We start from the raw sequence: 23,841 nt of genomic DNA, 5'->3' as shown, positions 1-23,841 counted from the left end.
GGGTCAGCAGGCTCGACCGCGGCCTGCGCCAGCTGCGGTTCATTCTGAAACGCAAGTCCGCACAATCCGCGGTCTGACGGTACGAGGTCCCATATGGCGGGCGGCAAAGCAGGAACCGCGCCTTTGCCTTTCGCCACCAGCGTGCGTACCCGATCCGATCATGGAAATTAATACGTATGAACCGCGGCAGGTTTCTGTCACATGGGTGCGGCCGGACGCTGGCAGTGCTGGGCATCTTGCTGGCCGGTGCTTCGTTGGCCTGGGCGTCGCCGGAATGCGGCATCGGCCGCCCCGCTGCCGGGCGGCGCCCCATCGAGCGATGCCGACGGCGCGTCGCCGCGTCCCTACACGCGGATAGAAAAGCCCACAGGGCGGCGATATACCGGAACGAAGATCGAAAGACCGCTGGGCCCGGACGTTACCGTCTATGGTGTGGCAGAGCGCGTGGATGATGTGCCCGTATCCCCGGCCGGCACGCGCGAGCGGATCGGCGGCGGCGTCCGGGTGCAGTGGTAGCCGCCGCGCGCTGCGGATCGATCAGGACGCGCGGCTCTTGAGCCAGCGGGCCGCGTCGATGGCGAAGTAGGTCAGGATGCCGTCGGCACCGGCCCGCTTGAATCCCAGCAGCGCTTCCATCATGACTTTGTCGTGGTCCAGCCAGCCGTTGGCCGCGGCGGCTTTCAGCATGGCGTATTCGCCGCTAACCTGGTACGCGAAAGTCGGCACGCGGAAGGCATCCTTTACCCGCCGCAGGACATCCAGATACGGCATGCCGGGCTTGACCATGACCATATCGGCGCCTTCGGCCAGATCCGCGGCCACCTCGCGCAGGGCTTCGTCGATATTGCCGGGATCCATCTGGTAGACGGCCTTATTCGATTTGCCCAGGTTGGCCGCCGACCCCACGGCGTCGCGGAAGGGGCCGTAGAAGGCGCTCGCGTACTTGGCGGAATAAGCCATGATGCGGGTATGAATGTGCTGCGCATCTTCCAGTGCCTGGCGTATGGCGCCGATGCGCCCGTCCATCATGTCGCTGGGAGCGACGATGTCCACGCCGGCCTGCGACTGCACCAGCGCCTGTTTCACCAGAATCTCGACCGTGGGTTCGTTCAGCACATACCCGGCTTCGTCGATCAGGCCGTCCTGCCCGTGGCTGGTGTAGGGGTCCAGCGCCACGTCGGTCAGCAGGCCCAGTTCGGGAAAGCGTTTTTTCAGTTCGGCGACCACCGTCGGGACAAGGCCGTCCGGGTTGGCCGCCTCGATGCCGTCCGGCGTTTTCAGCGCGCTGTCGATGACCGGAAACAGCGCCATCACCGGTATGCCGAGTTCCATGCAGGTTTCCGCAACCGGCAGCAGGGTGTCCAGCGAGTAGCGGACCACGCCGGGCATCGACGGCACGTCCTGGCGCAAGCCCTTGCCGTCGGCGACGAACACGGGGTAGATCAGGTCGTTGGCGGTCAGCGTGTTTTCGCGGACCAGGCGGCGCGTGAAATCGTCGCGGCGCAGGCGACGGGGCCGGGACGCGGGAAAGCCCGCCGATACGATGTGGTGATTCATGGCACTACCTTCGGAGAGATCCAGTTTTCGATGTGCTCGGTGGCTTCTTCCAGTCCGATGCGGTCCGGCGCAGAGAACGGCACGGTATGCAGCGCGCCGATATCCGCCAGGTCCTTGCGCACCGTGAAGACGGTGCGCATGCGCTGGCCGTAAGGCAGTTTGTCGGCCTTGGTCAGCAGCGCCAGGACCGGCCGGCCCGTGGGCGCGATGAAGTCCGCCAGCCGGCGATCCAGGTCGGTCACGCCGCGGCGGATGTCGATCAGCAGGACGATGCCCGCCAGCGACGCGCGCGTGGCCAGGTAGCCGCCGAGCAGTTCGGCCCATTTGTCGCGTTCGCCCTGGCTGATGGCGGCGTAGCCATAGCCGGGCAGGTCGACCAGGAAGCCCATCGGACGTTCGGGGTCGTAAGGGTCAGGCAGGCCGAACATGTTGATCAAACGCGTCCGTCCCGGCGTCTTGCTGGAAAAGGCCAGGCGGCGCTGGTTGGTCAGGACATTGATGGCCGTGGACTTGCCGGCGTTGGAACGGCCGACGAAACAGACTTCCGGCGCGCCGGGCGGCGGCAGCTGATCCAGGCGGGCTGCCGAAATGAAAAACGAGGCGCGATGGAGGAGGGACACGGGGATGGTAAATAGAGGGGTACGAGCCCTATTGTATAATCCGGCGTTTGCAAGGGTGGGCGCCAGTCCGCTGACGGTGTAGCACGCCGCGTCGCATCACAGAACTCGGGGTATACCGGCAGCTCGTGGGCAGGCGAATGGAAAACATAGGCAAATCATAAACGGCGCGTACCAGCGCCGTGAGTCGATGCTGCGAACGTCGAGGTTTTCATGAAGCGTGTGCTGTCCCGGATGTTGGTTGTGGGCGGGTTGGTGTTGGGTACGACCGCCGTTTTTCCGAGTTTCGCGGCCGATGCTGCGGCGCCGGCGGCCAAGCCGGACGCTGGGAAGGGCGAACAGCTCTATACCAACGGCGATCAGGCGCGCGGCATCATCGCCTGTGCGAGCTGTCACGGCGCCGCCGGCAACAGCACCATTCCCACCAATCCCAATCTGGCGGCCCAGGCGCATGAATACCTGGCCAAGCAGTTGGGCGATTTCCAGCTCAAGCAGGGCGCCAAGGTGCCGCTGCGCAACGGTGCGGGCGGCAATCCCACGCCCATGACGGCCATCGTGCAGTCGCTGACGCCGCAGGACATGCAGAACATCGCCCTGTACCTGTCCCAGCAGCAGCTGAAGGAACCCGCCACCGCTGGGCAGAAATCCCTGGTGGATCGCGGCCAGACCATCTGGCGCGCCGGCCTGCCCGACCGCAATGTGCCGGCCTGCGCGTCCTGCCACTCCGCCAACGGGGCTGGCGTTCCGGCACAGTATCCCCGCCTGTCGGGCCAGTTCCCCTCTTATATCGAAGAGCAGCTGAAGCTTTTCCAGGATGGCAGCCGGAACAACAGCCAGCCCATGCACGAGATCGCCAGCCGCATGACGGCCGACGATATCAAGGCGGTTTCCGACTACGCCGCCGGCCTGCGCTGACGGTGCGGCCCGTGCACGAACCATTGCGCGGGCGCCCTGTCTATACTTGTCCGGATCAGGCCACCCGGCCGGACACGATGAGTGCGAAGCGCTTATGATGGCCCGCAGACCCTAGCAAGGGGGCGCCCGGTCGTTCAGGCGGCCCCCTTTTCCCATGCATCAGAATCCCCCGACCCTACGCTACGATCTGCGCTCCCTGCCCGGGGATATGCTGGAGCTCCTGGGCTCCATGCGTTTCGCCGTCAGCCTGCTGATGTTCATCTGCGTCGCCAGCATCGTCGGCACGGTGCTGGTGCAGAACCAGGCCTCTTCCGCCTACATCGACCAGTTCGGGCCGTTCTGGTATGGCGTTTTCGACAAATTTTCCCTCTGGCACGTCTACAACAGCTGGTGGTTCCTGGTCATCATGTCATTCCTGGTGGTCTCCACCGGGGTGTGCCTGACGCGCAATGCGCCCAAGATGCTGCGCGACGCGGTGTCCTTCCGCGAATATGTGCGCGTGTCCAGCCTACGCGCCTTTCCGCAGCGGGTGGAGTTCGACAGCGGTGCGGCGTCGGCGGATACCCTGGCCCGCACCCGCCAGCTGCTGAAGTCGCTGGGCTACGCGGTCAAGGAGCGCCAGGACGGCGATGGCGTGCTGCTGGCCGCCAAGAAAGGCAGTGCCAACCGGCTTGGCTATATCTTCGCCCACACGGCGATGATCGTGATTTGCGTGGGTGGCCTGCTCGATAGCGAGCTGGCGGTACGCGCGCAGGTGTGGCTGGGCGGCAAGAAGCCCATCGTCGAGAACATGCTGATCAGCGAGGTGCCGCCCAGCGGCCGGCTGTCGGTGAACAACCCGAGCTTCCGCTCCAGCATGATGATTCCGGAAGGCGGGCGCGCGAATAACGCGGTCGTCATGGTGGGCGACGGCGCCCTGGTGCAGCCGATACCCTTTACCCTGACGCTGAAGAAGTTCATCGTCGATTACTACTCGACGGGCATGCCCAGCCGTTTCGCCAGCGAAGTCGAGGTGCGCGACCCCGATACGGGCAAGACCTTCGACAAGACCATCGAAGTCAACGAGCCGCTGCGCTACAAGGGCGTCACGGTGTACCAGTCCAGTTTCGACGATGGCGGCAGTTCCGTGCAACTGCGCGGCTACCCTCTGCGCGGCAGCGATGCGGCGCCGTTCGAGGTATCGGGCACCGTGGGCAAGAGCAGCGATACGGGTAAGGATGCGCCGGCCGACGCGCGCGGGCTGAAGGTGGACATCACGGCGCTGCGTCCGATCAACGTCGAGGACCTGTCGGGCGGCGCGCCCAAGCCGGCCCGCGATTTCGTCCAGAACGTCGCGTCGGTGGCCGGCAGTGCGGCGGGCAAGCGCAACGAACATCTGCGCAACGTGGGCCCGGCGGTCGAATACCGCCTGATCGACGCCAGCGGCCAGGCGCACGAGTTCCGCAATTACATGCTGCCGGTGGTGCTGGACGGCTTTCCGGTATTCCTGGCGGGCGTGCGCAACAATGCCGGCGAGAACTACCGTTACCTGCGGCTTCCCGCGGACGATGACAACTCCGTTGCCGAATTCATGCGCCTGCGCGCCTTGCTGGCCGATCCGCAGGCGCGCAAGGAGGCGGCGCGCCGCTTCGCGGAAAAGAATGCGCCGGCCGGCAGCGACCGCCAGCCCCTGCAGACTGCCGCGGAACGTGCGTTGCAGACCTTCTCCGAAGGCGGCCTGCAGGCAGTGGCGGGTTTCCTGCAGAGCAATGCGCCGGCATCCGAACTGGAGCGCGCGGCCGATATCGTGGTGCGGCTGATTGGCGCCAGCGTGGGCGAACTGCGCGTCATGGAGCGGGAGCGGGCGGGATTGCCGCCGCTGCCGACCGAAGGCCCGGCCGCCGAACGCGCCGAGGTCTGGTCGCGTGTCGCGGTGGCCGCGCTGTCCGACCTGGCAATGTATCCGGCGCCTGTATTCTTCGCGCTGTCGGATTTCAAGCAGGTGCAGGCCAGCGTGTTCCAGGTCAGCCGCACGCCCGGCAAAAAGGCGGTCTACATCGGTTGCCTGCTGCTGATACTGGGCGTGTTCAGCATGTTCTTCATCCGCGATCGCCGCGTCTGGGTGTGGGTGGCGCCCGGCCCGGAAGGCCGCGGGAGCGCCGTGCACGCGGCAATGACATCCCAGCGGCGTACACTGGACTTCCACCGTGAATTCGACCGGCTCAAAGAGGCGCTGCTGCGCCTGAAGCAGTGAGGTAGCAAGCTCATGTCCGAATCCGCAATTTCCTCCGCGCACGAGAACCTGTGGCAGGAAGGTATGGCCGAAAGCGGCGACGCGCGCGTCCGGCGCGGGCGTCCCGATTGGACCGATGCCGTGTTTTTCCTGCTGCTTGCCGTGGGGGCGGGTTATGCGCTGACGCGCTTTGCCGGCTCCATGGATTATTACGAGAAAGTCATCCTGAGCGCCGCCGTGCTGGTGCTGACCTGGCTGGGCTGGCTGTGGCGTCCCCTGCGCCGGCTGATGATCGCCGCGGCGCTGGCCAGCGGTCTGGCGGTGATGCTGTACGGGCATGACCTGGGGCGTGCCGAGGACGTGTTCTTCCTGAAATACCTGCTGTCCTCGCAGTCCGCCATCCTGTGGATGTGCGCGCTGTTCGTGCTGGCGACGGTTTCTTACTGGCTGGGCCTGTTCAGCCCGACGGCCGCGTGGCTGGGCACCGCGCTGACCTGGGGCGCGGTATTCGCCGGCCTGACCGGCATGCTGGTGCGCTGGCGCGAAAGCCATCTGATGGGGCCGGACCTCGGCCATATCCCGGTCAGCAACCTGTATGAAGTGTTCGTGCTGTTTTCGCTGATCACGGCGCTTTTCTACCTGTACTACGAGCGCCGCTACGCAACCCGCGCCCTGGGCGGTTTCGTGCTGCTGGTGATTTCCTCGGCGGTGATGTTCCTGCTGTGGTACGCCTTTACCCGGGACGCCGCGCAGATCCAGCCGCTGGTGCCGGCGCTCAAGAGCTGGTGGATGAAGCTGCACGTGCCGGCGAATTTCATCGGCTATGGCACGTTCTCGCTGTCGGCCATGGTGGGTTTCGCCTACCTGGTGAAAGAGCATGGCGAAACGACGTCCTGGCGCAAGCTGGCCCCCTTGTTCATCCTGGGCGTGCTGCTGTGCGCCGAGCCCATGGTGTTCCGTACCAAGGGCTTGTCGGCGGCATGGATGGAGTATTTCGGCGTGGGCGCGGTCATCGTCGGCGGCATCCTGCTGGGCCGGCGCCGCGTGGCGGCGGCCTTGCCGCCGCTGGCGGTGCTGGACGACATCATGTATCGCGCCATCACCGTCGGCTTCGCCTTTTTCACCGTTGCGACCATCCTGGGCGCGCTGTGGGCGGCGGACGCCTGGGGTGCCTACTGGCAATGGGATCCGAAGGAAACCTGGGCGCTTATCGTCTGGCTGAACTACGCCGCCTGGCTGCACATGCGCCTGATCAAGGGCCTGCGTGGGGCGATGGCGGCCTACTGGGCCCTGGTCGGACTGTTGATCACCGGGTTCGCCTTCCTGGGCGTGAACATGTTCCTGTCGGGCCTGCATTCCTACGGGCAGCTGTAGTCCCGGCGGCGGCTTCCGCATATAGGAAAAAAGGCGTCCTTCCCAGGGAAGAACGCCTTTCCGGGCGTCGTGGAGCGCTGCGCCGCGCGGGCCCGAGAGGACTCAGGGCAACGTGGTTTCCCCGCGCAGCAGGTCTTGCACCGTTTCGCGTTGGCGGATCACATGGAATTCCATGCCGTCGACCATGACTTCGGCGGGGCGCGGACGCGTGTTGTAGTTGCCGGCCATGACCATGCCGTATGCGCCGGTGGACTCGATGGCCAGTACGTCGCCGCGCTCGACCGCCAGGGCGCGCTGCCTGGCCAGCCAATCGCCGCTTTCGCAGACCGGGCCGACGACGTCATATTCCTGCGTGGCGCCGCCGCGTGGCTGCACGGGCAGCACGCCGTGCCAGGCGTCGTACAGGGTCGGACGGATGAGGTCGTTCATCGCGGCGTCGACAATGGCGAAATTGCGGGCTTCCGCGTGCTTCAGGAACTGCACGGTCGTCAGCAGGACACCGGCATTGCCCACCAGCGAGCGCCCTGGTTCCATGATCAGCTTCAAATGGCCCCAGCCGCGCGCGTCCAGGCGTTCGTAGACTTGGCCCAGCAGCGTGGCCGGCTGCAAGGGCGTTTCGTCGGTGTAGCGGATGCCCAGGCCGCCGCCCAGGTCCAGGTGCTCTACCGCGATGCCGGCGGCGCGCAAGCCGTCGATCAGGTCCAGCAGCTTATCGAGGGCGTCCAGGTAGGGCGCGACATCCGTGATCTGGGAGCCGATGTGGCAATCGACGCCGGTGACGTGCAGCCCGGGCAGCGCCGCGGCCGTTTGGTAGATGCGCGGGGCATCGGCGATGGCGATGCCGAATTTGTTTTCCTTCAGCCCGGTCGAGATATACGGGTGGGTGCCCGCATCCACGTCGGGATTCACGCGCAGCGACACGCGGGCCGTCTTGCCGAGAGAAACCGCCACGTCCGACAGCAAGTGGAGTTCGGCTTCGGATTCGACGTTGAAGCACTTGACGTCTGCTTCCAGCGCCTTGCGCATCTCCCAGGCCTGTTTGCCGACCCCGGAGAACACGACCTTGGCCGGATCCGCCCCCACCGTGAGCACGCGATGCAGTTCGCCACCGGACACGATGTCGAAGCCGGCGCCCAGGCGGGCGAATTCCTTCAGCACCGCCAGGTTGGAATTAGCCTTCATGCCGTAGCACACGAGGACGTCGCGCCCGGCGACGGCGACGCGGTACGATTCCCAGGCGGCCTGCAGCGCCGCGCGCGAATACACGTACAGCGGCGTGCCGAGGCGCTCCGCCAGCATCTGCAGGGGCACGCCTTCCGCATGCAGGGCGCCGTTCTGGTAATGGAAATGCGGATAGCCGGCAGGCTGCGCCGGCGCGGAAGAGACAGGATTCATTGTTGCGTCGCGGACGGCGGGTAGTCGGGAAGGGCCGGCACCAGGTGAACCCCGGGCGCGGCACGGAATGTCAGTGGCGCCACGACTTTGGGCGGGGGCTTGAGCACGGGCGCCTGGGAAGGTGCCATGAGCGGGCCCTTGTAGCCGCAGGCCGCGAGCGACGCGGCGGCAGCCAGCGTGGCTACAATGCGTAGAGCGGTACGGCTGTATGCCGGGTGGGACACTGGGAACTCCGTAATTCTTGCAGACTGGATTATGAACGAAACCGAATTTCTTGCGTTGGTGGAGCAGGTGCTGGACAGCATCGAAAGCCAGGCTGACGACTGGGCCGGGGCGCTCGATGTCGACGTGGAAGCCAACCGCAGCGGCAATGTACTGACCCTGGTTTTCGAAGACGATACGCACGTCGTCATCAACAGCCAGGCCGCCATGCAGGAACTCTGGGTGGCGGCGCGCAGCGGCGGTTTTCACTACCGCTACGACGGGCAGCACTGGCTGGATACGCGCGGCGGTCCGCCCTTGCACGACGCCTTGTCGCAGATCTGTTCGGACGCGGCGGGCGCGCCGATTACTGTGAAGGTCTAGGGTTCGCCGCTTCGGGGAACCCGCCGCCACGCGTCCGGCTTACTGCTGTCCGGGCAGGGATCCTTCGCCGAAGCTGGTTCCGGATGGCCGGCTGTCGGCATCGGCGGCGCGCAGCGAGTTCAACAGATCGCCCAGGCTGTCCGAACCGGGCGCCGGCAAGCCCAGCCGCGCCACCGCCTGGCCCGGCGGGAATTCCGAGAAATAGTACTCGCCGTTATCGACGATCAGACCGTCGGGCCTGGGCCGCTGTTTCTGTTCGGGTACGCCCTTGAGCATTTCCTGCATATAGTCCAGCCAGATCGGCAAGGCTGCGCCGCCGCCGGTTTCGCGCGAGCCCAGCGACTTGGGCTGGTCGTACCCCAGCCACGCGGTTGCTTCCAGGCTGGGGGTGTATCCGGAGAACCAGGCGTCCACGGATTCGTTGGTGGTGCCGGTCTTGCCCGCGATGTCGTTGCGCTTGAGGACCACCCGGGCGCGCGCCGCGGTGCCGTAGGTAGCGACGCCGCGCAGCATGTCGTCCATGACGAAGGCCGTGCGCGGGTCGATGGCGCGAGCGGCCGAATCGCCGGCGACCAACGGCTTGGACTGCATGACGACCTTGCCGCTGCTATCGGTGACCCGGTCGATCAGATAGGGTGTGACGCGATAGCCGCCGTTGGCGAATACGGAATAGGCGCCGGCCAGTTGCAGCGGCGTGACCGAACCGGCGCCCAGCGCCAGGGGCAGCACGGCTGGCTGGCGCGATTTGTCGAAGCCGAAGCGTGTCAGGTAATCCTGCCCATACTGCGGTCCGATGGCCTGCAGGATGCGGATGGAAACCATGTTCTTGGACTTGTACAGGCCCTGCCGCATGGTCAGCATGGGCTCGTAGGCGTTGCCGTAGTTCTTGGGCGTCCAGGCCTTGGAGCCGGTTTGCGCCGCGCTCAGCGCGAAGGGCTGGTCGGAAATCTGCGTGGCCGGCGTCAGGCCGCGCTCCAGCGCGGCCGAATAGATAAAGGGCTTGATATTCGAACCCGGCTGGCGCCACGCCTGCGTGACCCGGTTGAAATTGCCGCGGTAGAAATCGAAGCCGCCGACCATGGCGCGGATGGCGCCGTCCTGGGGCGACAGCGACACGAAGGCCGCCTGCACCGAGGGCATATTCAGGACTTCCCAAGCGTCCGGTCCGAGCTTGTGGATGTACACCACGGAACCGCGGCGGATGCGCAGGTCGTCCTTGGCCTTGGGATTCAGCGCACGCGCGACCACCGACAGCACTTTCTTGTCGTTGATGGTGATGATTTCGCGCGAACTGCGCGCCACTTTGATTTCCGTCGGGCTGGCCGACAGCACCACCGCCACCAGCAGGTCGTCGCTGTCGGAGTACTTGTCCAGCACGCCGTCCAGCACATCGTCCAGGGCTTGCGGATCTTTTTCCACGCCGGCGGGCAGGTCCAGCTGCGCTTCGGGGCCGGGGTAAGGCGCGCGGCGGGTGTAGTCCAGCACGCCGTCGCGCACGGCCCGGTAGGCGACTTCCTGGTCCTTGGATTGGACCGTGGTGTAGATATTGATGCCGCGGGAGTAGACGTTGTCCTGGTACACGCCATAGAGCAGCTGGCGCGCCAGTTCGGCCACGTATTCGCCATGGATGGCGTAGCCCCCGGCCGGCGTGCCTTCGGCCGACTTGATGACGATGGGCTGGGCCATCGCCTGTTGGTATTCCGGGTCCGTCAGGTAGCCCAGGCTGTGCATGCGGCCCAGAACGTAGTGCTGGCGCACTTCCGCGCGCGGCAGGTTGGAAATGGGATTGAAGCGCGACGGCGCCTTCGGGATACCTGCCAGCATCGCCGCTTCCGCCGGCGTGATCTGCGACAGCGGTTTGCCGAAATAGGTGCGCGACGCCGCGGCGAAGCCGTAGGCGCGATGTCCCAGATAGATCTGGTTCATGTATAGCTCGAGGATCTGGTCCTTGCTCAGGCTGGACTCGATCTTGAACGTCAGCAGCAGTTCGTAGAACTTGCGGGTGTAGGTCTTTTCGGACGACAGGTAGAAGTTGCGCGCCACCTGCATCGTGATGGTGCTGGCGCCCTGCGACTTCGACATGCTGATCAGGTTGGTCAGCCCGGCCCGCACCACTCCGGTCCAGTCGATGCCGCCATGCTGGTAGAAGCGGTCGTCCTCCGCGGCCAGGACCGCGGACTTCATGACGTCGGGGATTTCGTTGAAGCGCAGCACGTTGCGCCGTTCTTCGCCGAACTCGCCTATCAGCACTTTGTCGGCGGTATAGACCCGCAGCGGGATGCGCGGACGGTAGTCCGTCATCGCGTGCAGGTCGGGCAGGTTCGGCCAGGCCAGGGCGAGGGCCATGCCGCCCAGCAGCAGGCCGCAGCACGCCAGTCCGGCGCAGAAAATGCCCAGCTTGAAGAAGAAACGGACAAAGGGGGAGCCGCTCGAATCGGGCTTGTCTTTTTTGGAAGTTGAAGTCTGGGGCTTGCTCATCGCCGCGATTTTACGGGGAACCCGCGCCCCCGATCCGGGTGCGCGCGCGGTTTCTGTAACAGCGTGGTTCAGTGTGGCGCGCGGGCAACTGATCCCAATGGGATAATACGCTTTATGAACGCGTCCCAACCCGATTGCGCGGCCGCCGCGCCGGCAGCCGAACCCGAATCCGCTACCTGCGCCGCCCCCTGCGCCACGCCGCTGGCCAGCCTGCCTTACGACACGCCGATTTTCCTGGTCGGCATGATGGGCGCGGGCAAGACCACGATCGGCCGGTCGCTGGCGCGCGTGCTGGGCCGCGAGTTCGTCGACCTGGACCACGAACTCGAATCCCGCTGCGGGGTGCGCGTGCCGGTGATTTTCGAGATCGAGGGCGAGGCCGGCTTTCGCAAGCGGGAAGCCGCCGCGCTGGCGAACTGCGCCGCGCGGCGGGGCATCGTGCTGGCCACCGGGGGCGGCGCCATCCTGGCGGAAGAAAACCGCGCCGTGTTGCGGCGCGACGGCATCGTCATCTACCTGCGCGCCAGCGTGGATGAGCTGTATCGCCGCACCTGCCGCGATCGCAACCGCCCTTTGCTGGCCACGGCCGATCCGCGCGCGACGTTGCGCGATCTGCTGGCGCGGCGCGAGCCGCTGTACCAGGAAGTCGCCGACCTGACCATCGAGACCGGCTGCATCCCCGTCAGCACCCTGGTCAAGCACCTGGTGCCCAAACTGCAGGCCTACGAGAAGAAAACATGAATGTCGTCGACGTCGCCGTTCCCGGCGCCCGCTATCCCATACGTATCGCGCCGGGCAGGCTCGATTGCCTGGACGAGGCCATCCCGGCCGACGCCACCGCCATCGGCCTCGTCACCAATCCCACCGTCGCGTCCCTGTATGCCGAGCGCGCCGAGCGTGCTTTGGCCAGGACAGGCCGCAAGGTCGTGCGCATCGAACTGCCCGATGGCGAGGAACACAAGGACTGGCGCACGTTGAACCAGATCTTCGATGCGCTGCTGTCCAACGGCTTCGACCGGCGTTCCGTGCTGGTGGCGCTGGGGGGCGGCGTGATCGGCGATATGACGGGGTTTGCCGCGGCGGTGTATATGCGCGGCATCCGCTTCGTGCAGGTGCCCACCACGCTGCTGGCGCAGGTGGATTCATCGGTCGGCGGCAAGACGGGCGTGAACCATCCGCTGGGCAAGAATATGGTGGGCGCTTTCCACCAGCCGGTGGCGGTCGAAATCGATACCGACGTGCTGGCCACCCTGCCGGCGCGCGAAGTGTCCGCCGGGCTGGCGGAAGTCATCAAATACGGCATGATCCTGGACGCCGGTTTCTGGGCGTGGTGCGAAGAACATGCCGCGTCGCTGCGTGCGCTGGATCGCCGCGTGCTGGGACATGCCATCCAGGTGTCGTGCGAACTGAAGGCCAAGGTCGTGGCGCAGGACGAGCGCGAGTCCGGCCTGCGCGCCATCCTGAACCTGGGCCACACTTTCGGCCACGCGATCGAGTCCGGGCTGGGCTATGGCGCATGGCTGCACGGCGAGGCGGTGGGCTGCGGCATGGTGCAGGCGGCGGAACTGTCCGCGGAGGTGGCCGGTTTCCCCGTGGCGGACGTGGCCCGCGTCAGGAAGCTGGTCGAGGCCATCGGCTGCCCGACCACGGCCCCCGACCTGGGCGCGGAACGCTGGATGGCCTTGATGCGGGTGGACAAAAAAGCGGAAGGCGGCGAGATACGCTTCGTCCTGACGCCACGTATCGGGCAGGCCATTACCCGGGCCGCGCCGGAGGACGCCGTGCGGCGGGTGCTGGCGCGTACCGTCGGCTGATCGTGCCGGCGTGGGTCCGATAGACAGGAATCAACCATGATCGCCCTATGAACACAGTCGCGGACACACTGGCTGCCTACGCCGCCAATCCTCTCCATAGCCGGGGCCGCGCGCATGCCGAACCCCCGCCGCAGAACCGCAGCGAATTCCAGCGCGATCGCGACCGCATCATCCATTGCACGGCGTTCCGCCGCCTGGAATACAAGACCCAGGTCTTCATCAACCACGAGGGCGATCTTTTCCGCACGCGGCTGACGCACAGCCTGGAAGTCGCGCAGATCGCGCGCACGCTGGCCCGCAGCCTGCGCGTGAACGAGGAACTGACCGAGGCCATCTCGTTGGCCCATGACCTGGGCCACACCCCTTTCGGCCACGCCGGCCAGGATGAGCTGAACGCCTGCATGCACGAGCTCGCGCCCGGCGCCGGCGGCTTCGAACATAACCTGCAAAGCCTGCGCGTGGTCGATGAGCTGGAAGAACGCTACGCGGCCTTCAATGGGCTGAACCTGTGCTTCGAAACGCGCGAAGGCATACTCAAGCATTGCTCGCTGGCCCATGCGCGGCAGCTGGGTGCCGTCGGCGAGCGCTTCATCCGCAGGCGGCGCCCGTCGCTGGAAGCCCAGTTGGCCAACCTGGCGGATGAAGTCGCCTACAACAACCATGACATCGACGATGGCCTGCGTTCCGGGCTGGTCACCGTGGAGCAGCTGCGTCAGGTCCGCTTCTTCGCGCGCCATTACGACGCGGTCGTCGCGCAGTACCCGGATGTCTCGCAGCGGCGCATGATCGCCGAGACCATCCGGCGCATGATCAATACGCTGATCGTCGACCTGACCACCCACACCGCGGCCCGCATCGCGCAGCATCGGCCGGCGAGCGTGGAGGATGTGCGCGAGGCGCCGGCGCTGGTGGGATTCTCCGAAGAGACCCGCGCCGAAGCGGACGAGTTGAAGCGCTTCCTGTTCGAAAACCTGTACCGGCATTTCCGCGTGATGCGCATGACCTCCAAGGCGCGGCGCATCGTGCGGGACCTGTTCACCGCGTTTTTGTCGGATCCCCGTTTGCTGCCGCCCGATTACCAACGGCGCGACGGGCAGGCCCGGGCGATCGCCGACTACATCGCGGGCATGACGGACCGCTACGCCATGCGCGAGCACAAGCGCCTGTTCGATATGTCGTGAACCCATGGGGGCGCGAGAGGCGTCGCTGGGACCGATGCCTGGTGCCGTGCGAGGATATCCGCGCACGGGCCCGCGTCGGCTCCCGCGCCTCGATGCTGCTGTCGGCGCGCTGGCGATGCATTCCGGGTCCTTCAGCGAGGTGAGCCGGACCCCTGCGGCACCGTTTCCTCAGCCGAACCGTGGGCGCCGCGTTCCTCGTGGCGGCCGGGCTGGCGATCGTGTTCCCCGTGCTCTCTGTGCTCCGCATGTTCGCCGTGATCCGCCTGCAGGCGCGTGCGCAGCCAGCATCCGCCCAGGATCGCGGCGGCCAGCGCGAAGGCCGCGCCGCACAGGAAGGCGAGCTGGTATCCCTGGTTCAGCGCGATGGCCGGGGCCGTGCCCGCGGCTTCCGCCATGCCGGTGCGTGCCGCGGCCAGGCTGACCAGCACTGCCAGGCCCAGCGATCCACCCATCATGAAAGAGGTATTCACGATGCCCGACGCCAGGCCGGATTCGCTGGGCCGCACATCGCTCATCGCCGCCAGCAGAACGGGGTTGAAGGCGATGCCCGCGCCCAGGCCCAGCAACAGCATCCCCGGCAGCACGTGCAGGACGAAACTGCCCTGCGCGGGAGCGTAGCCGAACAGCACCAGGCCGGCGGCGGCGATCAGCAGGCCGATGCCCAGCGGCGCCCGTATGCCGAAGCGCATGACCAGCCGTGCCGACAGCCCCAGTGAGAACGCCGCCATGATGAGATTGGCCGGCAGGAAGGACAGGCCGACCTTCATGGCGTCGTAGCCCAGTACCAATTGCAGATACAGCGCGGAGATAAAAAACCAGGCGAACATCGCGGCCGCCCACAGCACGCCGACGATGTTGGAAATTGCCAGGTTGCGCAGGCGGAACAGGCGCAGCGGCACCAGCGGCGCGCGCACGCGGGATTCGATGACGAGGAACAGCGCCAGCAGGACCACGGCCGATGCCAGCATGGTGACGGATTGCGGGGAGCTCCATCCCGCCGTGTTGCCGTTGACGACGGCATAGACCGCCAGCATCAGGGCCGCCGTGATGGTGACCGCGCCGCCGATGTCCAGCGGACCTTCGGCGGCCAGGCCGCGGCCGCGCGGAATCAGCGCCAGGCACAGGGCGTACACCGCCACGCCGATAGGCAGGTTGACCAGGAAGATCCAATGCCAGCTGAGGGTGGATGTGAGCAGTCCGCCCAGCAGCACGCCGATGCTGCCGCCGCCGGCGCAGACGAATCCGTAGATCCCCATGGCCTTGGCGCGCTCCGCCGGTTCGGTGAACAGGTTCATCACCAGCGAGAGGGAGACGGCCGACACGACCGCGCCGCCCAATCCCTGCACGGCGCGCGCGCCGATCAGGAATTCGCGCGTGTGCGCCATGCCGCAGGCCAGCGAGGCTACCGTAAAGAATGCCAGGCCGGCCAGGAACATGCGCCGGTGTCCGTACAGGTCGCCCAGGCGTCCGCCCAGCAGGAGGAAACCGCCGAAGGTCAGCATATAGGCGTTGACCACCCATACCAGCGAGGTTTCCGTGAATTTCAAATCGGCGCGGATGGATGGCAGCGCCACGTTCACGATGGTCGTATCCAGCACGATCATCAGTACTCCCAGGCATAGCACTGTCAGGGCGTACCAGCGTTTACGGCCTTCGATGCCGTGTGTCATGGATTTTCTCCTGTTGTATTGCGCACCGTGTGCCGGCCCGGCACGGTGGATCGATGGCAAGGCGCTGCCCGGTAAACCGCGCGCGCTTCCATGACGACGATCGGTTCGACCGGATTTCGACATCCGACCGACCGGCGGCGTGTTGCCGCCGCGATCATCCACCCGCCGGTGCGGGCGCCTGGCCTACCGCTGCGTGCGGTAGGGTTCGTCCTGCGGCACGAACAGCCCTTCCGCCTTTGCCTCGCGTATCCATGCCTGCATGGCGGGCAGGGACAGCACGGCGTCCATGTATTCCCGCACCGGCCCCGCGGCCGCCGTGACACCGTAGGTGATGAAGCGCGAGACGACCGGCGCGAAGAAGGCGTCGGCGATGGTGAAACCGCCGAACAGGAAGGGGCCGCCCTTGCCGTATTCCGCCCGGGTGTCCTGCCAGATGGCCTGTACGCGCGAGATGTCCTGTTGCGCCGCCGGTGTGATGGTCACCCCGGGCAGCAGCGCCTCGATGTTCATGGGCAGGACGTTGCGCAGGTCGCCGAAGCCGCTGTGCATGTGGGCCGCCAGCGCGCGCGCGCGGGCCCGGGCCTTTTGGTCGGCGGGCCACAGCCGCGCCTGCGGATGGCGTTCCGCCACGTATTCGCAGATGGCCAGCGAATCCCAGATCGCGAAGTCGCCGTCCAGCAGCACGGGCACCGTGCCGGCCGGGGTAATGGGGGCCAGGCGCGCCGCGAATTCCGGCGTGAACAGCGCCAGCTTTTCTTCCTTGAACGGAATGCCGGCCGCGCTGAGCGCGAGCCAGGGCCGCAGCGACCACGACGAATAGTTTTTATTGCCGATCAGAAGGGTGTACATAGGCGCTCCAGGATAGTCCGGCTTGTTTGCAGCGACGTGTCCGCCCGCACGGAACGTTCTGGGAAACCCGCGTCGGTCCGGCAAGCGCCGCGATCGTTCGCGGCGCCGCGTCCGGCGCGCCGGGGCAGGACGCGACACGGCTTTGCCCGGTGATTGGAAGTCTACTTGGCTTTCCTGCGCAGCGGCGTCGCGGCAGGCGGTGTGGCCCGCGCGACGTCCAGCACGCGCCGCAGGTAATGGCCCGTATGGCTGTCCGGGGCCTCGGCGACGGATTCCGGCGTGCCCTGGGCCACCACGCGGCCGCCGCCGTCGCCGCCTTCGGGACCCATATCGATGATCCAGTCCGCGGTCTTGATGACGTCCAGGTTGTGCTCGATGACCAGTACCGTGTTGCCGGCATCGACCAGCTGGTTCAATACCTTCAGCAGCAGTTCGATGTCATGGAAATGCAGCCCGGTCGTCGGCTCGTCCAGGATATACAGCGTGCGTCCGGTGCTGCGTCGCGACAGCTCCTGCGACAGCTTGACACGCTGGGCTTCGCCGCCGGACAGCGTGGTCGCGCTCTGGCCCAGGCGCAGGTAGGAGAGCCCGACGTCCATCAGCGTGTGGAGCTTGCGCGAGATGGCCGGCACCGAGTCGAAATATTCCAGCGCCTGTTCCACCGTCAGGTCCAGCACTTCGCTGACATTGCGCCCCCGGTAGCGGATCTCCAGGGTTTCGCGGTTGTAGCGCTTGCCCTGGCAGACGTCGCAGGGCACGTACATGTCGGGCAGGAAGTGCATTTCCACCTTGACCACGCCGTCGCCCTGGCAGGCCTCGCAGCGGCCGCCCTTGACGTTGAAGCTGAAGCGGCCCGGGTCGTAGCCGCGCGCGCGCGCTTCCGGGACCCCGGCGAACAGTTCGCGGATGGGCGTGAACAGCCCGGTGTAGGTCGCCGGGTTGCTGCGCGGCGTGCGGCCGATGGGACTTTGGTCGACGCTGATGATCTTGTCGAAGTGTTCCAGGCCCTCCAGGGAGACGAAGGGTGCCGGTTCGGTCTGCGCGTGATGCAGCTGGCGCGACACCGCCACCGCCAGCGTGTCGTTGATCAGCGTGGATTTGCCCGAGCCGGATACGCCGGTCACGCAGACCAGCCGGCCGGCGGGCACGCGCAGGTCCACGTCCTTCAGGTTGTTGCCGCTGGCGCCCGCCACCACCAGCCAGGGCAATCCGTCGTCCACCGGACGGCGCTGCGGCACCTGGATGGCGCGGCGCCCGCTGAGGTATTGCCCCGTCAGCGATTGTGCGTCGTCCTCCACCTGCGCGGGCGTGCCCTGCGCCACGACCTGGCCGCCGTGTTCGCCGGCGCCAGGACCCATATCCACCACCCAGTCGGCGGAGCGGATCATGTCCTCGTCGTGTTCCACCACGATCACGCTGTTGCCCAGGTCGCGCAAATGCTGCAGGGTACCGATGAGCCGGTCGTTGTCGCGCTGGTGCAGGCCGATGGAGGGCTCGTCCAGCACGTACATGACGCCCGTCAGGCCCGAACCGATCTGGCTGGCCAGCCGGATGCGTTGGGCCTCGCCGCCCGATATGGTGTCCGCGCTGCGGTCCAGCGACAGGTAGTTCAGGCCCACGTTGTTGAGGAAGCTCAAGCGCGCCTCGATCTCGCGCACGATGCGTTGCGCGATTTCCTGTTTGGCGCCCGTCAGCGAAAGTTCCTGGAACCAGCGCAGGCATTCGGACAGCGGCATGCCTTCCACTTCGTAGATGGCCAGGCCGCGGCGTTCGCTGGCGTCGCGCTTTTCGTCGCCGATCAGTACGTGCCGCGCTTCCGCGCGCAGGCGCGATCCGTGGCAGTCCGGGCATACCTTGATGTTGCGGTATTTGCCCAGTTCTTCGCGCACCGTGGCGGAATCGGTTTCCTTCCAGCGCCGTTCCAGATTGGGGATGACGCCTTCGAACACATGCCGCTTGACCGTGCTGCGGCCTTTCTCGTTCAGATAGACGAAAGCGATTTCCTCGTCGCCGGAGCCGTACAGCACCTTGTCGCGCACGGCGTCGGGCAGGCTTTCGAACGGCGCCTCGATATCGAATTCGTAATGCGCCGCCAGGCTGGTGAGCAGCGAATGCGTGAAGGCGTTGCGCCGGTCCCAGCCACGGATGGCGCCCGCCGCCAGGCTGAGTTCCGGAAACGCCACCACCCGCTTGGGATCGAAAAAACCGACCTGGCCGATGCCGTCGCACGAGGGACAGGCACCCATCGGATTGTTGAAGCTGAACAGGCGCGGTTCCAGTTCCGGCAGGCTGTGGCTGCATACCGGGCAGGCATAGCGGCTGGAAAACACATGTTCGCGCTCGTTGTCCATATTCAGCGCCACGACGCGGCCGTCGGCCAGCGCCAGCGCGGTTTCGAAGCTTTCCGCCAGGCGCTGCCCGCTTTCGGTTTTCACGCGCAGGCGGTCGATCACGACGTCGATGTCGTGTTTTTCCGTTTTCTTCAGGGGCGGCATGCTGTCGATTTCGACCATTTGCCCGTCCACGCGCAGCCGCACATAGCCCTGCGCCTGCAGGCTGGCGACCTCGTCCTCGAAGCTGCCTTTGCGCGCGCGGGCGACCGGTGCGAGTATCGCCAGCCGCGTATCGGCCTGCCAGCCCAGCACGGTGTCGACCATCTGGCTGACGCTTTGCGCCTGCAGCGGCAAGCCGTGATCGGGGCAATACGGGGTGCCCACGCGGGCGAACAGCAGCCGCAGGTAATCGTGGATTTCCGTGATGGTGCCGACCGTCGAACGCGGGTTGTGGCCGGCCGCCTTCTGCTCGATGGAAATCGCCGGGGACAGGCCCTCTATCAGATCGACATCCGGCTTGTCCATGAGTTGCAGGAACTGCCGCGCGTAGGCCGAAAGGCTTTCAACGTATCGCCGCTGGCCCTCCGCGTATAGTGTGTCGAACGCGAGCGAAGATTTGCCCGAACCGGACAGACCCGTCATCACCACCAGTTTCTGCCGAGGCAGATCCAGCGAGACATTCTTCAGGTTATGGGTGCGTGCACCCCGAATGCGTATCGCGTCCATCGGGTTTAAGCAGTTTCAAAGGCCAACTTGGTACTATAGCGCGCCGAACTCGTCCTTGTTCGGGGTCGTGCCAGGCCATTGGCGAACCCCGCCATCCCACGACTCCTCGAATGCCGTCACGTCCCCGACTTCAGCTGACCCCTTCCGAACGACGTACCAGCATCGCCCTGGCTGGGCTTTTTGCCTGTCGTATGTTGGGCCTGTTCCTGCTTTTGCCAGTGTTCGCCGTCGCCGCGCGCGGCTTGCCGGGCGGTACGGACCCGGCCAGGGTCGGCCTGGCGATGGGCATCTACGGGCTGACGCAGGCGATCCTGCAGATCCCCTTCGGCCTGGCTTCCGACCGCTGGGGCCGCCGTCCCGTGGTGCTGCTGGGCCTGGCGCTGTTCGTGATCGGCAGCGTCGTATGCGCCCTGTCCCCCAATGTTTTCTGGATCACCATCGGCCGCGCGATCCAGGGCGCGGGGGCCATCTCCGCCGCCATTACGGCCTGGCTCGCCGATGCCACCCGCGATGAGGTGCGCACCCGCGCCATGGCGATGGTGGGGGCCTCCATCGGTGTTTCCTTCGCGGTGTCCCTGATCGCCGCGCCGCTGCTGGTGGGCTGGTGGGGCTTGCCGGGGCTGTTCTGGACGATCACCTGCCTGGGCGTGCTCAGCTTCGCCGTGGCGCGCTGGTGGGTGCCGGTGGTGCCCTTGAGCAGCAACCGCACCATGCGGGGGGCCAAACCGTCGCAGGTCTTCCTGCACGGCGACCTGCTGCGGCTGAATTTCGGCGTGTTCTGCCTGCACCTCATCCAGGTGTCCTTGTTCGTCGTCGTGCCCTCCCTGCTGGCCAGGCTGGACGGACTGGATGTGCACGACCTTTGGGAGGTCTATCTGCCGGTCATCCTGGTGTCGTTCGTGCTGATGGTGCCGGTGGTCTTCCTGGCCGAAAGGCACCGCGCGCACCGCACCGCCCTGATCGGGGCGGTGGGCGGCCTGGTCGTGGTGCTGGGGCTGATGGACTGGGGCAAGGGCAGTTTCCACGCCATGCTGGCGCTGCTGACCTTGTTTTTCGTGATGTTCAACGTGCTGGAAGCCCTGCAGCCGTCGCTGGTGTCGCGTGTCGCGCCGGCCGCGTACAAGGGGCTGGCGCTGGGGTTCTACAACACCTCGCAGGCCGCTGGCCTGTTCTGCGGCGGCGCCGTGGGGGGCTTACTGGCGTCCCACTCGGGGCCGGGGGCGGTTTTCCTGGCGGTGGCCGGGTTGTCCGTGGCCTGGCTGGCGGTCAGCTGGGGATTGAAGCCGCTGGCCTGAGGGCGCGGGGCACCGCGTCGTTTTTGTCAGCCATCAGTAAAATTCCGGCCCGCAGGTGCGGTAAGCTTGCCGTATCGCAGCCAAGGCCGGACAGCGCGTCCTTTCCGACGTTCCGATCCCGGCCCGCCAAGGCGGCGCGCGGGATGGCCCTGATCCTATCCGGCGCTGCGCGCATCCAAACGAAGTCATCTTGCCAGGGACCAATCCGAGTCCCGGCAGCTTAGGGAAATCAGCACATGGCATCTGTCAACAAAGTCATCCTCGTCGGCAACCTCGGGCGCGATCCCGAAGTGCGCTACAGCCCCGAAGGCAGCGCCATCTGCAACCTGTCCGTCGCCACCACGTCGCAGTGGAAGGACAAGAATTCCGGCGAGAAGCGGGAAGAAACCGAATGGCACCGCGTCGTGATGTACAACCGCCTGGCCGAGATCGCCGGCGAATACCTGAAGAAGGGCCGCTCGGTCTACATCGAAGGCCGCCTGAAGACGCGCAAATGGCAGGACAAGGATACCGGCGCTGACCGCTACAGCACCGAAATCGTCGCCGACCAGATGCAGATGCTGGGCGGCCGCGAAGGCGGCGGCGAGGGTGGCGGCTATGGCGGTGGCGGCGGCGGTTACGACGAAGCGCCGCAACAGCGCCAGCCGCGCCAGCAGGCCCAGCGCCCCGCACCGCAACGCCCGGCGAGTCAGCCGGCGGGTGGCGGGGCCGCGAATCTGACGGATATGGATGACGATATTCCGTTCTAGGCCCGACCTTATGTGTCTGTAGGAACCCCCAGCCAGCCTGGCGCTCGCTGGGGGTTTGTTATTGCGCCCATCGGCAGGCTCGCGGGCAGGGGGTATGACCGGCTCCCTATAATCACCCCTCGTCTTCTCTCGCCGGCCAACCCGCCAGGGCCCATGTCCTTTCCATCCCCACGCGTGCTGTCCGTCATCCCGCCGATGACGCAGCTGAATACGCCTTATCCGTCCACTGCCTACCTGACCGGCTTTCTGCGGTCGCGCGGGGTGGCGTCGTTCCAGGAGGACCTGGCGCTGGCGCTGGTGTTGCGGCTGCTGTCGGTCGACGGCCTGCGCGCGATCGGCGCGCGCGTCGATGCGATGCCGGCGCGCGAGCATAGTCCCGCGATCCAGGCCTTCGCGGCGCAGCGGGCGCGCTATCTGGCGACGATAGGGCCGGTGATTGCCTTTCTGCAGGGACGCGATTCGACGCTGGCGCACCGTATCGTGGGCCGCAATTTCCTGCCCGAGGGGCCGCGTTTCAGCGCCCTGGACGTGTATGTGGACGAAGAGGGCGGCGATCCGCTGGGCTGGGCGTTCGGCGCGCTGGGCTTGCATGATCGTGCCAAGCATCTGGCGACGCTGTACCTGAACGATCTGGCCGATGTGGTGCGCGACGCGGTCGATTCGCGATTCGAGTTCGTGCGTTATGCGGAGTCATTGGCCGGCAGCCAGCCTACCTTCGATCCCCTGGCCCAGGCGCTGGCCGCGCCGCCCAACCTGGTGGACGATACGCTGCGCGAGCTGACGTTGGAAGCGCTGGCGCGCCATGCGCCGACGATGGTGCTGTTGTCGGTGCCATTCCCGGGCGCGGTGTACGCGGCATTCCGTATCGCGCAAACCATCAAGGCGCAGGATCCGCGCATCGTGACGGTGCTGGGCGGCGGCTTCGTCAATACCGAACTGCGCGAGCTGCAGGACCCGCGCGTGTTCGATTACTTCGACTACGTCACGCTGGATGCCGGCGAGCGCCCCTTGCTGGCTTTGCTGGAGCATGTGCAGGGCAAGCGTTCGCGCCAGCGCCTGGTGCGTACCTTTGTGGGCGATGCCGATACGGGCGCGGTGCGGTACGTGAATATGGTGGAGCCCGACATTGCCTTCGCGGAGGTGGGAACGCCCACGTGGGACGGGCTGCCGCTGGATCGCTATCTGTCGCTGCTGGACATGCTGAACCCGATGCACCGGCTGTGGAGCGACGGCCGTTGGAACAAGCTGACGGTGGCGCACGGCTGCTATTGGAAGAAGTGCAGCTTCTGCGATGTCAGCCTGGACTATATCGGCCGTTACGAAGGCGCGTCGGCCGCCGTGCTGGCGGATCGCATCGAGGCCATCGTGCGCGAGACGGGGCAGACGGGGTTCCACTTCGTGGACGAGGCCGCGCCGCCCAAATCGCTGAAGGCGTTGGCGACCGAACTGATCGAGCGCAACGCCGGTATTTCGTGGTGGGGCAACATCCGCTTCGAAAAGACGTTCACGCCGGAGCTGTGCGAGCTGCTGGCCGATAGCGGGTGCATCGCCGTGTCCGGCGGGCTGGAGGTGGCGTCGGACCGCCTGTTGAACCTGATGAAGAAGGGCGTGTCCGTCGACCAGGTGGCGCGGGTGACGCGCGCGTTCACGGATGCCGGCATCCTGGTGCATGCCTATCTGATGTACGGCTTTCCTACGCAGACGGTGCAGGATACCGTCGATGCCCTGGAGTACGTGCGGCAGCTGTTCGAGAACGACTGCATCCAGAGCGGCTTTTTCCACCGCTTTGCCTGTACGGTGCATTCGCCGGTCGGGAAGAACCCCGAGGAATACGGCGTGACGCTGCAGCCCCTGCCGCCGGTTTCGTTCGCGAAGAACGATATCGGGTTTCATGATCCCACGGGCGTGGATCACGACAGCCTGGGCAAAGGGCTGAAGAAGGCGATCTACAACTACATGCACGGCATCGGGCTGGACGAGGATGTGCGCGGCTGGTTTCCGTTCAAGGTGCCGCGTACGACGGTGGCGCCGAATCGGATCCGGCGTGCACTGAGCCGGCGCGATTAGCCCGTGCGGGCTTTCGAGGGAGCG

The 23,841-nt window shown here is 66.2% G+C and carries 18 protein-coding genes; 10 read left to right on the top strand and 8 right to left on the bottom strand.

The window, feature by feature from the left end; all coding sequences use genetic code 11:
- Positions 1 to 537: 537 nt before the first annotated feature.
- Both hemB and yihA read right to left on the bottom strand, forming a co-directional pair.
- Complete coding sequence (hemB, locus tag ACO1P8_RS09630) at positions 538 to 1,557, bottom strand: porphobilinogen synthase (protein ID WP_486295663.1); 1,020 nt, start codon at positions 1,555 to 1,557, stop codon at positions 538 to 540.
- Positions 1,554 to 2,177 carry a ribosome biogenesis GTP-binding protein YihA/YsxC gene (yihA, locus tag ACO1P8_RS09625; RefSeq protein ID WP_486295662.1) on the bottom strand — a complete coding sequence of 208 codons (624 nt, stop codon included), beginning with the start codon at positions 2,175 to 2,177 and terminating at the stop codon, positions 1,554 to 1,556. The genes hemB and yihA overlap by 4 nt, the downstream gene beginning before the upstream one ends.
- Before the next feature lie 210 nt (positions 2,178 to 2,387).
- On the opposite strand from yihA, the gene ACO1P8_RS09620 reads away from it, so the two are divergent.
- From ACO1P8_RS09620 to ccsB, 3 genes are all read left to right on the top strand, one after another.
- Positions 2,388 to 3,089, top strand: a complete 702-nt coding sequence (locus ACO1P8_RS09620; protein WP_486295661.1) for a c-type cytochrome — start codon at positions 2,388 to 2,390, stop codon at positions 3,087 to 3,089.
- A gap of 229 nt (positions 3,090 to 3,318) precedes the next feature.
- Positions 3,319 to 5,322 (top strand): cytochrome c biogenesis protein ResB, encoded by a 2,004-nt coding sequence (locus ACO1P8_RS09615; protein ID WP_486295668.1) that lies wholly within the window; start codon positions 3,319 to 3,321, stop codon positions 5,320 to 5,322.
- 63 nt (positions 5,323 to 5,385) lie between these two features.
- Positions 5,386 to 6,675, top strand: a complete 1,290-nt coding sequence (gene ccsB, locus ACO1P8_RS09610) for a c-type cytochrome biogenesis protein CcsB (RefSeq protein ID WP_486295667.1) — start codon at positions 5,386 to 5,388, stop codon at positions 6,673 to 6,675.
- 102 nt (positions 6,676 to 6,777) lie between these two features.
- Here the strand turns inward: ccsB and lysA are convergent, their stop codons facing one another.
- Together lysA and lptM are read right to left on the bottom strand one after the other, a co-directional pair.
- On the bottom strand, positions 6,778 to 8,070 hold the full coding sequence (gene lysA / locus ACO1P8_RS09605; RefSeq protein WP_486295660.1) for a diaminopimelate decarboxylase: 1,293 nt from the start codon (positions 8,068 to 8,070) through the stop codon (positions 6,778 to 6,780).
- The gene (gene lptM, locus ACO1P8_RS09600; RefSeq protein ID WP_486295659.1) at positions 8,067 to 8,294 is read right to left on the bottom strand and encodes an LPS translocon maturation chaperone LptM; all 228 of its coding nucleotides are present in this window, start codon (positions 8,292 to 8,294) and stop codon (positions 8,067 to 8,069) included. The genes lysA and lptM overlap by 4 nt, the downstream gene beginning before the upstream one ends.
- A gap of 31 nt (positions 8,295 to 8,325) precedes the next feature.
- Between lptM and cyaY the strand changes: the two genes are divergently transcribed.
- Entirely contained in the window at positions 8,326 to 8,655 is a 330-nt protein-coding gene (cyaY, locus tag ACO1P8_RS09595) for an iron donor protein CyaY (RefSeq protein WP_486295658.1), read from the top strand.
- A gap of 39 nt (positions 8,656 to 8,694) precedes the next feature.
- On the opposite strand, the gene ACO1P8_RS09590 is transcribed toward cyaY, so the two are convergent.
- Complete coding sequence (locus ACO1P8_RS09590) at positions 8,695 to 11,133, bottom strand: penicillin-binding protein 1A (RefSeq protein WP_486295657.1); 2,439 nt, start codon at positions 11,131 to 11,133, stop codon at positions 8,695 to 8,697.
- Positions 11,134 to 11,247: 114 nt separating this feature from the next.
- On the opposite strand from ACO1P8_RS09590, the gene ACO1P8_RS09585 reads away from it, so the two are divergent.
- The 3 genes from ACO1P8_RS09585 to ACO1P8_RS09575 are packed head-to-tail and all read left to right on the top strand — an operon-like array spanning position 11,248 to position 14,128.
- On the top strand, positions 11,248 to 11,874 hold the full coding sequence (locus tag ACO1P8_RS09585; protein WP_486295656.1) for a shikimate kinase: 627 nt from the start codon (positions 11,248 to 11,250) through the stop codon (positions 11,872 to 11,874).
- Positions 11,871 to 12,947, top strand: coding sequence for a 3-dehydroquinate synthase (aroB, locus tag ACO1P8_RS09580; RefSeq protein WP_486295655.1), 1,077 nt, complete (start codon positions 11,871 to 11,873; stop codon positions 12,945 to 12,947). The genes ACO1P8_RS09585 and aroB overlap by 4 nt, the downstream gene beginning before the upstream one ends.
- Before the next feature lie 47 nt (positions 12,948 to 12,994).
- On the top strand, positions 12,995 to 14,128 hold the full coding sequence (locus tag ACO1P8_RS09575) for a deoxyguanosinetriphosphate triphosphohydrolase (RefSeq protein WP_486295654.1): 1,134 nt from the start codon (positions 12,995 to 12,997) through the stop codon (positions 14,126 to 14,128).
- Positions 14,129 to 14,259: 131 nt separating this feature from the next.
- Here the strand turns inward: ACO1P8_RS09575 and ACO1P8_RS09570 are convergent, their stop codons facing one another.
- The 3 genes from ACO1P8_RS09570 to uvrA all read right to left on the bottom strand — a co-directional run bounded on the left by ACO1P8_RS09570 (position 14,260) and on the right by uvrA (position 19,706).
- Positions 14,260 to 15,798, bottom strand: coding sequence for a DHA2 family efflux MFS transporter permease subunit (locus tag ACO1P8_RS09570; protein ID WP_486295653.1), 1,539 nt, complete (start codon positions 15,796 to 15,798; stop codon positions 14,260 to 14,262).
- Positions 15,799 to 15,981: 183 nt separating this feature from the next.
- A complete protein-coding gene (locus ACO1P8_RS09565; protein ID WP_486295652.1) occupies positions 15,982 to 16,647 on the bottom strand; it encodes a glutathione S-transferase family protein in 666 nt (221 codons plus the stop codon).
- Positions 16,648 to 16,808: 161 nt separating this feature from the next.
- Positions 16,809 to 19,706, bottom strand: a complete 2,898-nt coding sequence (gene uvrA / locus ACO1P8_RS09560) for an excinuclease ABC subunit UvrA (RefSeq protein WP_486295651.1) — start codon at positions 19,704 to 19,706, stop codon at positions 16,809 to 16,811.
- 110 nt (positions 19,707 to 19,816) lie between these two features.
- On the opposite strand from uvrA, the gene ACO1P8_RS09555 reads away from it, so the two are divergent.
- From ACO1P8_RS09555 to ACO1P8_RS09545, 3 genes are all read left to right on the top strand, one after another.
- Complete coding sequence (locus ACO1P8_RS09555; RefSeq protein WP_486295650.1) at positions 19,817 to 21,001, top strand: MFS transporter; 1,185 nt, start codon at positions 19,817 to 19,819, stop codon at positions 20,999 to 21,001.
- A gap of 236 nt (positions 21,002 to 21,237) precedes the next feature.
- A complete protein-coding gene (gene ssb / locus ACO1P8_RS09550) occupies positions 21,238 to 21,750 on the top strand; it encodes a single-stranded DNA-binding protein (RefSeq protein WP_486295649.1) in 513 nt (170 codons plus the stop codon).
- 153 nt (positions 21,751 to 21,903) lie between these two features.
- Positions 21,904 to 23,817, top strand: coding sequence for a B12-binding domain-containing radical SAM protein (locus ACO1P8_RS09545; protein ID WP_486295648.1), 1,914 nt, complete (start codon positions 21,904 to 21,906; stop codon positions 23,815 to 23,817).
- Positions 23,818 to 23,841 lie beyond the last annotated feature (24 nt).

Source organism: Bordetella sp., assembly GCF_057362025.1.
Note: the sequence above shows the minus strand (reverse complement) of the source record. Positions and strands in the feature narration are given on the sequence as shown.